General features: G+C 41.1%; 13 protein-coding genes. All 13 read right to left on the reverse strand.

The annotated features are described in order from the left end of the window. Nucleotides 1-229 precede the first annotated feature (229 nt). The 13 genes from xerC to HYS07_01755 all read right to left on the reverse strand — a co-directional run bounded on the left by xerC (nucleotide 230) and on the right by HYS07_01755 (nucleotide 13,542). On the reverse strand, nucleotides 230-1,105 hold the full coding sequence (gene xerC / locus HYS07_01695) for a tyrosine recombinase XerC (protein MBI1869887.1): 876 nt from the start codon (nucleotides 1,103-1,105) through the stop codon (nucleotides 230-232). 18 nt (nucleotides 1,106-1,123) lie between these two features. Further along, nucleotides 1,124-3,295 (reverse strand): type I DNA topoisomerase, encoded by a 2,172-nt coding sequence (gene topA / locus HYS07_01700; GenBank protein MBI1869888.1) that lies wholly within the window; start codon nucleotides 3,293-3,295, stop codon nucleotides 1,124-1,126. A 223-nt stretch (nucleotides 3,296-3,518) separates the two neighbouring features. Beyond that, nucleotides 3,519-4,634 carry a DNA-protecting protein DprA gene (gene dprA / locus HYS07_01705; protein ID MBI1869889.1) on the reverse strand — a complete coding sequence of 372 codons (1,116 nt, stop codon included), beginning with the start codon at nucleotides 4,632-4,634 and terminating at the stop codon, nucleotides 3,519-3,521. A gap of 205 nt (nucleotides 4,635-4,839) precedes the next feature. Further along, on the reverse strand, nucleotides 4,840-5,925 hold the full coding sequence (locus HYS07_01710; GenBank protein ID MBI1869890.1) for a 3-dehydroquinate synthase: 1,086 nt from the start codon (nucleotides 5,923-5,925) through the stop codon (nucleotides 4,840-4,842). Nucleotides 5,926-6,106: 181 nt separating this feature from the next. After that, nucleotides 6,107-6,649, reverse strand: coding sequence for a shikimate kinase (locus tag HYS07_01715; protein MBI1869891.1), 543 nt, complete (start codon nucleotides 6,647-6,649; stop codon nucleotides 6,107-6,109). Nucleotides 6,650-6,772: 123 nt separating this feature from the next. After that, entirely contained in the window at nucleotides 6,773-7,579 is an 807-nt protein-coding gene (locus tag HYS07_01720; GenBank protein ID MBI1869892.1) for a prepilin peptidase, read from the reverse strand. A gap of 111 nt (nucleotides 7,580-7,690) precedes the next feature. Beyond that, a complete protein-coding gene (locus HYS07_01725) occupies nucleotides 7,691-8,554 on the reverse strand; it encodes a shikimate dehydrogenase (GenBank protein MBI1869893.1) in 864 nt (287 codons plus the stop codon). A 127-nt stretch (nucleotides 8,555-8,681) separates the two neighbouring features. Then, nucleotides 8,682-10,229, reverse strand: a complete 1,548-nt coding sequence (locus HYS07_01730; protein ID MBI1869894.1) for a 2-isopropylmalate synthase — start codon at nucleotides 10,227-10,229, stop codon at nucleotides 8,682-8,684. Nucleotides 10,230-10,485: 256 nt separating this feature from the next. Beyond that, on the reverse strand, nucleotides 10,486-11,502 hold the full coding sequence (gene ilvC / locus HYS07_01735) for a ketol-acid reductoisomerase (protein ID MBI1869895.1): 1,017 nt from the start codon (nucleotides 11,500-11,502) through the stop codon (nucleotides 10,486-10,488). A gap of 142 nt (nucleotides 11,503-11,644) precedes the next feature. Next, complete coding sequence (gene ilvN / locus HYS07_01740; GenBank protein ID MBI1869896.1) at nucleotides 11,645-12,118, reverse strand: acetolactate synthase small subunit; 474 nt, start codon at nucleotides 12,116-12,118, stop codon at nucleotides 11,645-11,647. 75 nt (nucleotides 12,119-12,193) lie between these two features. After that, on the reverse strand, nucleotides 12,194-12,457 hold the full coding sequence (locus tag HYS07_01745) for a hypothetical protein (GenBank protein ID MBI1869897.1): 264 nt from the start codon (nucleotides 12,455-12,457) through the stop codon (nucleotides 12,194-12,196). After that, on the reverse strand, nucleotides 12,439-12,684 hold the full coding sequence (locus tag HYS07_01750; GenBank protein ID MBI1869898.1) for a hypothetical protein: 246 nt from the start codon (nucleotides 12,682-12,684) through the stop codon (nucleotides 12,439-12,441). The genes HYS07_01745 and HYS07_01750 overlap by 19 nt, the downstream gene beginning before the upstream one ends. A 93-nt stretch (nucleotides 12,685-12,777) precedes the next feature. Next, a complete protein-coding gene (locus tag HYS07_01755) occupies nucleotides 12,778-13,542 on the reverse strand; it encodes a slipin family protein (protein MBI1869899.1) in 765 nt (254 codons plus the stop codon). Nucleotides 13,543-13,553: the final 11 nt, after the last annotated feature.

Consider the following 13,553-nt stretch of genomic DNA (forward strand, 5'->3'; position numbering starts at 1 on the left):
CGGTCGTCAATCTCCTTCCCTCTGGCTTCACTCGGTTCGTTGCCTCTCCAAGTGCAGAGTTCAGTTCTGAGTCGGTGGTTAGCCTTTACTCAGGCTCCTTATTTCGGCTTGCTTTTGTTGGCTTGCTTGGCGCACTAAACCTTAAACTTTGGACCTTAAACTTCAACCCCGTCGCATGACGGGGTTGAACCATTTTTACATTTTTCACTTTACATTTTTCATTGTTTTATCACGCCCTTGGATGCGCCTGATCATAGACCTTCTTTAATCTTTCAGCCGTCACATGGGTATAAATCTGAGTGGTGGAAAGATTTTGATGACCTAAAATCTCCTGTACCGCTCTTAAATCTGCTCCACGATCCAGCATATGCGTGGCACAACTGTGACGAAGGGTATGAGGAGTGACATGCTGAAGAAGTCCGGCCGAAAGCACATATTTTTTGACCATTCTTTCAACACTTCGGCTCGAAAGCCGTTCATAAAATCTATTTACAAAAAGGGCCTGAGAACGAATCGCCCCTCGTTCCACCAAATATTTTTTTAAGGCCTGAAGTCCTATTTTTCCTATCGGAACCAGTCTTTCCTTTTTTCCTTTCCCACGAACCTTTGCCAACTCACTTCCAAAATCAACATCATCCAAATGAAGGGAAGTCAGTTCACTCACCCGAATACCTGCTCCATAGAGAAATTCTAAAATAGCTTTATCACGAAGCGCCATCCAATCCGAACCTTGAACAACATTCAGTAGACGAGTCATATCGTCCACCGCTAAAAATGAGGGAAGAGAACGTTTCCCCATGGGTGAAGCAACAAAGCGCATAGGATTTACGGAAAGATGCCCTTCCCTCCACAGATATTTAAAAAAACTTTTAAGAGCAGCCACTTTTCGAATCATCGAAGAACGTGCATAATTTTTCTTTTGAAGATCGCCCAGGAATCTTCGAACATCAAAATGTTGCACTTGCTTCCATTGAATCGTTTGAGCATTCTTCTCCAAGAACTTAACGAATTGATTTAAATCTCTTCTGTAGTTGGACAGGGTGTGCTCGGAGGCGTTTCTCTCGGCCGACAGATATTTGAAGAAGCGCTCGAGTGATTCATTCATAAAAATAGATTCGCAAATTTAAAGACGCCCTTCTATTCCGTCCCCGGTCCCCGGTCCCTGATCTGGGGTCTGGGGTCCCTCAGAAGAAGTTTCTTCGCTGGATTTTTCAGGGCCTTGAATTTGTTTAAGATCCCAAGTCGTAAAATCACATTCCGGGTAGCGGGTGCAGCCAAAAAAGGTTCTTCCCTTTTTAGAGCGCCTCTTAACAATTTTTCCAGTACATCCGGGCTTCGTACAAGCAATCCCTGTATCAATCGACTTGATATTACGGCACTTTGGAAAACCTGAACAAGCCAGAAATTTCCCATAACGTCCGGTACGAATCACCATCATTGAACCGCACTTTTCACAGACCTGATCCGTTGGAATGGGTTCTTGCTTCACAGTCGGAATATTTTTAGAGGCCTTTTCAACTGTTTGAATAAAGGGCTTATAAAACTCTTCCAATAAATGAGCCCCATTTTCCTCTCCTTCTTCAACTCGATCTAAATCCCCTTCCATTTTTGCAGTAAATTCAATATCCATAATGGTCGGGAAGTGCTCGGTTAAAATTTTCGTCACCGTAAAGCCCAACTCGGTTGGCATTAACTTTGCACGATCCTTTATCACATAATCCCGCTTTAAAATGGTCTGAATAATCGGCGCATAGGTACTCGGACGCCCAATTTCCCTCTCCTCTAAAGCCTTTACCAAACTTGCCTCATTGTAACGCGGAGGAGGTTTTGTAAAATGCTGATTAGGTTTTAATTGATCCAAAATCAATTTTTCTCCCACCGCAAAACTTGGAAGAATGACTTCTTTTTCTTTCTTTTCTTTATCCTCCTTGTCCGTATCTTCTTCCTCTTCCCCTTTCGGTTCCTCCAAAACCAGATAACCTGGGAAAAGAACTTCAGAGCCCGAAGATTTAAAAAGATAAGGGGCCTTTTCCAACTGATCTAGATTTTTTGGGTCTAATCCCACTGAAATTTCTACGGTATGAACCTTTAAACGAGCCGGAGACATTTGGCTTTGTAGGAAACGCCTCCAAATGAGTCGATAGAGTTTATATTGATCCCCTGTAAGATAGCCTTTAATTTTGTCAGGCTCTTTCTGAACGAAGGAAGGTCGAATCGCTTCATGGGCCTCTTGAGCCCCTTTCTTACTTTTATACACATTGGGAGTTTCCGGCAAATATTCCTTTCCGAAACGTCCCGCGACATACGCTTGGGCCTCATTAAAAGCCTCTTGAGAAATATGATAAGAATCGGTTCTCATATAGGTGATTAATCCGACGCTCTCTTCATCGCCTAATTCAATTCCCTCATAAAGTTCCTGAGCAATTTTCATGGTCTTATAAACTGGAAATCGTAGAGTATTAGCAGCGGCCTGCTGTAATTGACTGGTGATAAAGGGTGGATAGGCCTTTTGGGTTTTATCCTTGCTTTCGACATTTGCGACAAAGAATGTACTTTTAAGAGATTCAAGATCCGCCACAATCTCATGAGCTTTTTTAGAATCAGGGATCTCGATTTTTTCTCCCTTAATCCGATCGAGTTTTGCTTCGAAAACCGATTCTTGAGGGTTTTTCTTTAGAAGCGCCTCGATGGACCAAAATTCTTTAGAAATAAAACTTTTAATTTCTTCTTCGCGATCACAAACCAAACGAACGGCAACCGATTGAACACGTCCAGCCGAAAGACCCTTTCCCACTTTTCTCCATAGGAGGGGACTAATTTTATATCCAACCATACGATCCAAAATTCGACGGGCTTGCTGGGAATCCACCCGATGCATATTAATTTCCCTCGGATGTTTAAAGGCCTCTAAAACAGCACTCTTTGTAATTTCATTAAAACTCACCCGCTGGATTTTCTTCTGTGATTTATCGGTCAAAATTTCAGATAAATGCCAGGCAATGGCCTCCCCTTCCCGATCAGGATCAGGCGCTAGGAAAATCTCAGCACATTGATCAGCAGCCGTTTTCAATTCAGACACAATTTTTTTCCGAGCAACCAAAACTCGATACTGAGGAATAAAACCATGCTCAACATCAACGCCAAATTTACTGGTAGGTAAATCCCGAACATGCCCCATCGAGGCCTTGACTTGAAAATGACTTCCTAAAATTTTATTAATGGTCTTGGCCTTAGCAGGAGACTCTACGATGACCAGAGCCCCTTCAGTTTTTACCTTATTCTCACGACTTGCCACTTCTTACCCCTTTCTTTAACTGGGTCGCCGTTTACCGGTCGCCTGTCACCGGTTACTGGAGACGGGTGACAACAAAGCTTATAGCTTATCTTAATTTTTATCCACAGAATCTCTTAGACCTCATGCTTTTTCATACAAAGATTATAACATAACTGTTTTTCCTAGAATTGGATCGAACTATTCTTTAGAGGCTAAAATCAATCGTTCAATTTTAAGAAATTATTTATTTCTGTAGACGATGGACCGTGGACTGTGGACTGTTTTTTATATAATATTTCCCAGGGAGTTGTTTCACAAAATGTCTTAATTCCAAGCCAAAGAGCAAAGACAAAAGCCGTGAAGTTTCAAATTTTACATGACGAGCAAGTTCATCCACGCTGACAGGTTCAGAATTCAAACCCCTTAAAATGCTTTTTTCTTCCTCAGTCAAGGAAGCTTCTATAAGAGTTTCATCCTTCTCTACAGTGATCTCTATTCCCAATTCTTCCAAAATATCTTCTACACTCTGAACCAATTTTGCCCCCTCTTTAATTAATCCTAAGGTTCCTGAGGCAGAAGGAATATCAATTCTTCCTGGAACTGCAAAAACAGAGCGGCCCTGTTCCAGAGCAAGACTCGCTGTAATGAGAGAACCACTTCGCCTGGCCGCTTCAACCACAACAACCCCTAGAGATAAACCACTGATCATACGATTTCGTTTCGGAAAATTGGCTCCCAATGGAGGAACTTCAGAAGGAAATTCAGTGACGACACAACCCCGCTCAAGAATAGAATCACTTAAAAATCGATTCTCCTGGGGGTAAAAATGACGCATACCACACCCCATCACCCCCACTGTGACCCCTTTTGCTGCTAATGCCCCTTGATGGGCATGGGTATCAATCCCGCGAGCCAATCCACTCACGACTGCGAATTGATAAGAAGCAAGTTGAAACGCTAGGCGATAAGCCGTTTGATTTCCATAGAGAGTGGATGAGCGGGCTCCCACCAAGGCAATCGATAAAACACCTTTGAAAGGATTCTTTCCTTTGAGATAAAGAAGCGGTGGAGGATCATAAATTTGGCTCAACAAGGATGGATAATCTGACTCCCAAAGACTCATCACCTGAATCTTTTCTTGAAATATAAAATCTAACTCTTTCTTCCAGTCTATTTTTTGAGGGGCTTCCAAAATCCGAGAAGCGATGTCTAAACGAAGCTCGAGATTCTGTGACAATGTTTCTGCCTTTGCACCAAAAACATCAACAACATTGGGGAAAAATGCTTTGACTTTCCGAAGGGAGACGGGCCCAACTCCTGGAGTCATGTTGAGTAAAATAAGGGCTTCTTTTTCAGTCATAGAAGAATATGCCCACTAAATCCCACAGCTGTTTTCATAGTTGTTGCCAATGAAAATAACCCCTCCGATTTCCCTTTTTAATTTAAAATCCAAAAATCAAAATGCAAAATGACATATTTAAATTCAAAATTTCTAATGCTATTACAAAGGAAATATTTTAAATTTTACATTGTCATTTTGATTTTTGATGTTTGAATTTTCACAGTTATCTATGAATTTTTTCCAACGCATTTTTAACCAGTTTCGGTGAAACATCTTTGGACGGGAAAACCTCGCCAATTTTTTTCATCAAAACAAAGGTTAAAACCCCTTTTTTCTTTTTCTTGTCAGAGAAAAGATAAGGATAGACATCTCGGGCACGAGGTCTTTTGTAAGAAGTAGGAAGGCCATACAATTTCAAAAGATGAACCAGCCGATCAAATTCCTCTTCCCTCAGCACCCCTTTTTCCTTTGACATCCATGCAGCACAAACCATTCCAATCGAAACAGCTTGACCATGCTTATACATGGAATACCCTGTTGAGGCTTCTAATGCATGGCCAAAGGTATGACCAAAATTGAGAATGGCTCTGAGAGAAGATTCTTTCTCGTCCTCTGACACGACATAGGCCTTCACTTTGGCGGATCGATGAATCATCCATTGTAAGGCCTCTGGGTCACGATCCATGATCAGCCGAACATTTTTTTCCAAAAAATCAAAGAGCTCTACATCTTGAATCACTCCATACTTGACGACTTCCCCCAATCCTGAACGAAACTCTTCTTCACTCAAGGAAGACAAAGTACTGACATCGGCCAAAACCAAACGAGGTTGATGAAAAACGCCAACCAAATTTTTCCCTGCAGGGAGATTGACCCCAGTTTTCCCTCCAATACTGGCATCGACCTGAGCCAAGAGCGTAGTCGGGATTTGAACCACATCAATTCCCCTCATGTAAGTTCCAGCCACAAATCCAGCCAAATCTCCTACGACTCCTCCCCCCAAAGCAATCATAAAGGAACTTCGATCCAGATTACTATCCAACATCACCTGATAAACCTTTTCAGCCCATTCAAAAGTTTTAGAGATTTCGCCTTCAGGAACAAAAATGGGATAAACCCTGATCCGTTTTCTCTTAAGAGCAAGTAAAAGGGGCTCATTAAATAATCCAAATAATTTTTCATGAGTGACAAGAGCACACGAAGTTCCAAGACCTAAATGAGAAACAAGCTCATCGAGACGGCCTAATAAATCCTTCCCGACCATGACCTCATAACTGCGATGCCCCAAGTCTACTCTTACAATTTCCACAATTTTTCCTTTTTAATTCTTCATTTTTAATTTTATTGCTGCACAGTAAATCTTCGTCTGTCTCTGGCAATTGAAAACGCATCTTCACTGTTAAGATTGTTTTGTCGTTCTCAGCCTTTTATCAACAAGGGCTGAGTTTTCCACGCAACAACATTATAGAAATATTTTAATTTTTGATTTGTCATTTTGATTTTTGATTTTTGATGTTTGGATTTTTATAGTTATATTCCTTCGCCCATTCTAAAATGGTCTCTACAATATCATGAATTGACTTATGCGTGGTATCAATCTGATTTGAAATTCTTCGATAAAAGGGTTGACGGGAAGCCCAAAGATCTTCAATTTTTTTGAGAGGTTCACTTCCTCTTAAAAGGGGACGGTCTTGACGATGCCGGGTCCGTTCAAAAATCGTCTGAATGCTTGCATTTAAGCAAATAGCTAAACCCCATTTTTCAAAATCTTCGATATTTTTGGGATCTAAAATAGCCCCTCCTCCTGTGGAAACAACCCATCCCTCTTGAGAAATTAATTCCTTTACCAATTCTCGTTCCCGCTCTCTGAAATAGGGCTCCCCTTTTTTCTCGAAGATCTCTTCAATCCGAGATCCTTCTCTCTCTTCAATTAAGGCATCCATATCCGCCCAGCGAAGTCCAAGACGCCTTGCAAGGACGGGAGCCACAGCACTTTTTCCTGTACCCATGAAACCAAAAAGGACAATGTTCATATTAGAAATTCAAAATTTAAAAGTCAAAATGCAAAATGAAGGAGTTCATTTATTAAATCCCTCCTTAATTTTGACTTTTGATCTTTGATTTTTAAATTTAACCCGTTTAAAAATGGCCTGTCATTAAACTCTAAAGTCATTCAAAAAACTCATATACCAATCTAGAATACAATCTCCCCACATCATAAAAATAAAAACGCCCATCGAAAGAAAAGGGCCAAAAGGAATCCGACTCTCCATTTTTAGCTTTTTAAAAATAATAAACGCGATTCCAAAAATAGATCCCATGATTGAAGCAAGCATGATTGAGCAAAGAGCAGCCTTCCATCCTAACCAAGCACCGACCATACCCATCAATTTCACATCCCCTAGCCCCATCGCATCCTTCTTCATAAAAATCTTTCCAAGCCAGCCAATGAACCATAAAGATCCTGCACCTGCAAAGATCCCCAAAGCCAATTTTCCTAAAGAATCTAAGCGCGTAGCGGCATGAAGATGAGACGGAAAAAATAGCCCTAACACAACAGCCAAAAATAAAAAAAGATAAGTGATTCCATCTGGAATAATATAAAAATCCCAATCAATCACTGTCACCACAATCAAGGCATAAGTCAGAAGAAGCCTTGCAACAATTTCAAGAATGGTGAGATTGGATTGAATCGATTCATTCCAGACCCAAAGTGTTAAAAGGGAGCTGATGGATTCAACCAAGGGATAACGAAATGAAATTTTTTCTTCACAAAATCGACATCGTCCTGAAAGATTTAAATAACTGATAATGGGAATATTGTCATACCACGAAATAGTCCTGGAACAGCGAGGACAGTAGGACCGGGGCGTTATAATGGACCGCTCCCGCGGCAAGCGATAAATACACACATTCAAAAAACTTCCGATACACGCACCCAAAAATAAAAGAATAAGAATCATGGCTACTCCAAAAAACAGTTCAAGGTTTAAAGTTTAAAGTTCAAAGTTAAAAAAGTCTTTCTGTTTTTGCCTCGAGCCTCGAGCCTCCAGCCGTTTTTATGCTTTTCCTCTTTAAACCTTAAACTTTAAACTGTTTTTTAACGCCTTTCTCATTACCTCTATCGGAGCCCGTCTTCCCGTCCAAATCTGAAAGGACAACGCCCCTTGATACAGAAGCATATTCATTCCTCCTGAAGCTCGACAACCTCGAGCAATCGCCTCTCGTATCCATGTTGTTTCAGATGGATTGTAGATTAAATCATAAACATAAGTCCTGGGATCAAGCCAGTTCGGAGAAATGGGCATGGGATCGTCTTTCGCCATTCCTAAACTCGTGGCATTGACAACACAATCAGCCGCTCCAATTTCAGTACGACTTTCGGTACTTCCTAAAACACATCCGGTCACTTCAATTTCCGGAAAATGCACTTTAAGATGCCGGATTAAAATTTTGAGACGAATTTCACTACGGTTCAGAATGCTGATCGAGCGAACTCGCGATAGGGCTCCTTGAACGGCCACCGCTCGAGCGGCTCCCCCTGCTCCGATCACCAATAAACGAGCATTTTTAAGAGATCTCCCCCACCCTTCCTCCAACGCCTTTTTAAAGCCCTGGACATCGGTATTAAAGCCAATGAGCCTGCCATCCTCATTCTTAATGGTATTCACAGCCCCAACCTGAGCCGCCTCGGGACTGAGCTCATCAAGCCAATGACACACCTTCTCCTTATAAGGAATAGTGACATTCACGCCATTCAGATGAAGAGCACGAAGAGCTTCAATCGCCTTTTTTAAATCATCAGGAAGAATTTGAAAAGCAAGATAAACCCCATCCATTTTTAAATACTGGAAGGCCGCATGATGCATGGCTGGAGAAGCCGTGTGACGAATCGGAAAACCAAAGATACCACAGATGTATTTTTTTTGAAGCATCATGAAAAACCCATATAAAAATATTGCGGATTGCGGATTTCGAATTGCGGATTTAAGGAGGTTATTTATTTAAAATCCGTTCTGTCTTTGCTTTTCACTCCGCAATTCGCAATCCAAAATCCGCAATTCTCTAGACTCCCTTCACATCCTTCTTCTCTTTAATAAAAAGAATCCGGTTAATGGCATTTAAATAAGCTCGAGCGCTCGCCTCAAGAATGTCGGTCGAAGTTCCCTTCCCTGTCACCGTACGGGAATCAATTTGAACCTTGACCACGACCTCTCCCAAGGCATCTTTCCCACTTGTGATGGACCTTAAGGAATAGTCCAATAGTTTTCCTTTAATCCCAGTAAGTCGATCAATGGTATTGTAACTTGCATCGACCGGACCATCTCCACAGGCCGCATCTTCAAAAACCTCCTGATCTTTCCTGAGGCGAACCGTAGCCGTAGGAACAGTCGTATTTCCACTGGCAATATGAAGATATTCCAATTGAAAAATTTCAGGAACTTGGGCCAATTCATCCTCCACTAAGGCAACCAAGTCTTCGTCATAAACCGTTTTTTTCTTATCGGCCAGAACTTTAAATTTTTCAAAAAGCTTGTCAATTTCTTCCTGATTCAAGGAAAATCCAAGCAATTTCAATCTTTCACGAAAGGCATGACGCCCTGAATGTTTTCCCAAGACCAAATTGCTGGCGGAAAGCCCTACGTCTTCAGGACTCATAATTTCATAAGTCGTTCGTTCTTTTAATACCCCATCTTGATGAATCCCTGATTCATGGGCAAACGCATTCTCGCCCACAATGGCTTTATTGGGTTGAACAACCATTCCTGTTAAATTACTCACCAAGCGACTGGTCTTAATAATTTCTTTCGTACGGACATGCGTTTCTACATCTTTAAAAATATCCCTTCGCGTCTTGAGGGTCATTACAATTTCTTCAAGTGAGGCATTTCCTGCACGTTCCCCAATTCCATTGATCGTGCACTCAATTTGGCGAGCCCCATTTCGAATCGCCATCAAGGAATTTGCAACCGCCAACCCCAAATCATTATGGCAATGAACGCTGATCACAGCTTGAGCCATATTTCTGACATTTTGTCGAAGATAATAAATCAATTTTCCAAAATCTTCTGGAAAGGCATAACCTACCGTATCCGGAATATTGACAGTTTTTGCCCCCGCCTCAATGACGGCCTCGACCACTTTGGCCAAAAAAGCAGGCTCTGTCCTGGAAGCATCCTCTGGAGAAAATTCGACATCCTCGACATACTTCCTTGCCTTTTTAACCCCTTCTACCGCCATTTTCAAAATTTCATCTTCTGCTTTTTTTAATTTATACTGCATATGAATTTTAGAAGTTGCCAAAAAAACATGAATACGGGAAAGAGAAGCCTTCTCCAAAGCCTGCGCTACCTTTTCAATATCCTTATCCACACAGCGGGCGAGCCCAGCAATTCTGGGCCCTTTGACCTCAAGAGAAATAGCCTTCACCGCCTCAAAGTCATCCGGAGAGGCAATGGGAAATCCCCCTTCAATGACATCCACATTAAGAGCGGCCAATTGATGAGCCACTTCCAGTTTCTCGCGCAGATTCAAACTTGCGCCCGGACATTGCTCACCATCACGCAAAGTGGTATCGAAGATAATAATTTTTTCTACAGATTTACTGTTCATAGTCGAGACCGAAAAATCCAAAATTCAGTCATGAAAATAGAAAAAATGTACAATAATGTTCTTTATTTTCACCCACTTGGGTGGACTGAAAGTTCATGATGACAAAAATCAAAATGCAAAATGACAAACTAAAATTTAAAAAGTTAAAAAACCAAAGGCTTTATAAAATTTTGGATTTTGATCTGTCATTTTGATTTTTGAAAACAGCAACTCTTTTAATGAATAATCTCCTTAAATCCGAAATCCGCAATAAGTATTAATACAGCTTTCTCTTAATCTCTTTTCCACCCAACCATGGCATCAACTTACGTAACTTTTCACCCACTTTTTCAATAGAATGTTCCGAATCCCTCTTTAAAATTGCATTGTAAACAGGGCGATTGGCCTTGTTCTCTAAAATCCATTCCCGAGCAAATTCACCCGTTTGAATTTCGGTTAAAATTTCTTTCATCCGAGCCCGCGTCTCAGCATTCACAACACGAGGGCCACGTGTAATATCCCCGTATTTGGCCGTCTCACTGATAGATTTTCTCATATTCGAAATTCCACCCTCATAGATTAAATCAACAATCAGCTTCACCTCATGAAGGCATTCAAAATAAGCCACTTCAGGCTGATAACCCGCATTCACCAAGGTTTCAAAACCCGCTCGAATCGATTCGGTTAATCCACCGCAAAGAACCACTTGCTCGCCAAATAAATCGGTTTCTGTTTCTTCTTTAAACGTCGTCTCCAACACTCCAGACCGAGCCGCTCCAATTCCTTTCGCATAGGCCAAAGCGACTTCATGGGCCTTACCCGTAGAGTCCTGATAAATCGCCAAAAGAGCAGGAACACCTCCTCCTTCAGTATACGTCCTTCGAACCAAGTGACCAGGCCCTTTCGGAGCAATCATAAAAACATCCACATCGCTGGGTGGAACAATCTGACCAAAATGGATATTAAATCCATGCGCAAAAGCAATCGACTTCCCCGGCTTAAGGAAAGGGGCCACATCCTTTTGATAAACCTCCGGCGCCTTCATGTCTGAAACTAAGAACATGATGCAATCCGCTTTTTTTGCTGCCTCTAAAGAGGTTAAAACCTCAAGCCCGGCCTTCTCAGCCTCTTTCCATGAGGGACTCCCCTGATAAAGGCCTACCACGACCTTAACGCCGCTATCCTTTAAATTAAGCGCATGGGCGTGGCCCTGGCTTCCATACCCTAAAACAGCAACGGTTTTATTTTTCAAATATTTTAAATCTGCATCTTTGTCGTAATACATCTTGGTCATAACGATCTCCTTTTATAACTTTAAATCCAAAAATCAAAATGCAAAATGACAAACTAAAATTTAAAAAGTTAAAAACCAAAGGCTTTATAAAATTTTGGATTTTGATCTGTCATTTTGATTTTTGAAATTTGATTTTTGATTTTCATTCTCTTAAAAGTGCTACTTTCCCTGTTCTGGCAACCTCTTCAATTCCAAAACCTTTCATCAAATCAAAAAAACCATGGATCTTAGATTCATCACCTGTAATTTCAATGGTCAAAGACTCATGAGCCACATCGACAATTTTGGCCCTAAAAATATCCACCATCTGCATAATCTCAGAACGCGTTTTAGCGCTTGCAGTCACTTTGATCAAAACCAATTCTCGTTCAACTCTTTCCTTACCTTTCATATCAATAACTTTAATAACATCTATCAGTTTATTGAGCTGCTTAACCACTTGTTCCAAAACGAGGTCATCCCCTTGAACAACAATCGTCATTCTTGAAACAGTAGGATCATGAGTCTCTCCCACAGCAAGACTATCAATATTAAATCCCCGACCACTGAAAAGTCCCGCCACCCGTGCCAAAACTCCAAACTTATTTTCAACTAAAACAGAAATCGTATGTTTCATTTTTACAAGGCTCCTAAATTGCTCCCGAATTGGTGCTAAGGGTATCAAAAAATCAAGGAATTTGTCTTCTAAAAATTAAACTTTGCCCTTGTCAATGATGCCATGGGGTCCAATATTCCTAAAAAGATAGGCTTCTTTGGTGCTGCTAAAAGTAAAGCGGTACTTAGAGGTGACATACCCTTCCCATATCTCATTGTACCGATGGATATTTAAGGAAGGATGCATTGGGTTTTCCATGAATAATTTCAATTTTTCATCGAAGCGTTTCTGGATAGAAAAAGGCATGCGTTGATAGTTTTGCTTGAAGGTGTCTGTAAAATCTACCGGCTTTTTAGCCATCGAACGGCGTCTTTTGCGTTGTTAAATCTGTTGACTCTTCCATGTTTGATGTCTTCAGCTGCAAGATGTTCTTCTAGCCCCCAGTCAAAGATGGCCTTGGATTTCCTGGATAAACTCGAAAGAAGCTGGTTGATAAAGGTTGATCGCGGGGTCTGCCCTCGAAACGCATCTATCCAGCGAAGAATAGATTGATCGATCGTAACATTGATATGAGATTTGGATATCATTTTTAGCTCCAAAAAAATACTATTCTACTTCTTTACTACTTTCAAGGGTTTTTTAGAAGAATTTTCGAAGCGAGGGATAAGAAAATCAATAAATCAATGAACGTCCCGTTTTTCTTTTTTTAAGAGATTTTCAAGAATATTAATCGGCAATGGAAATACAATCGTCGTATTTTTTTCCACGCCAATTTCGGTTAATGTCTGTAAATAACGCAGCTGAATGGCCGCAGGCTCTTGAGCAATAACACTCGCGGCCTGATAAAGTTTTTCAGCCGCTTGAAATTCGCCTTCAGCATGAATAATCTTTGCACGTTTTTCACGCTCGGCTTCGGCCTGTTTAGAAATGGCTCGAATCATTTCAGGAGGAAGATCGACTTGTTTAACTTGAACGGAGCTGACCTTAATTCCCCAAGGTTCCGTATGCTGATCCAAAATATTTTGCAACTTTACATTTAAAGTTTCTCTTTTGCTTAAAAGATCATCTAACTCGACTTCCCCCAATACAGATCTCAACGTCGTTTGAGCCAATTGCGAAGTTGCATAAAGATAACTTTCTACATCAATAATCGCCCGCACAGGATTGACCACACGAAAATAACAGACCGCATTTACTTTCACGGAAACATTGTCTTTTGTAATAATGTCTTGAGGTGGAACATCTAATGTAATGGTCCTTAAAGAAACCCTGACGATCCGGTCTAAGGGCCAGAAAACAAAGATTAAGCCAGGGCCCTTGGCCTCTCCCAGAACTCGTCCGAGCCTAAAAATGACACCCCGTTCATATTCATTGAGTATTTTAATGACACTGATTAAATAAAAAATAACGACTCCAACCATAATCACCAAGGGCGAAAAAATCATAATGCCTCCTT

Source organism: Chlamydiota bacterium (genome assembly GCA_016178055.1).
In the GTDB taxonomy this organism is placed as follows: Bacteria; Auribacterota; JACPWU01; order JACPWU01; family JACPWU01; genus JACOUC01.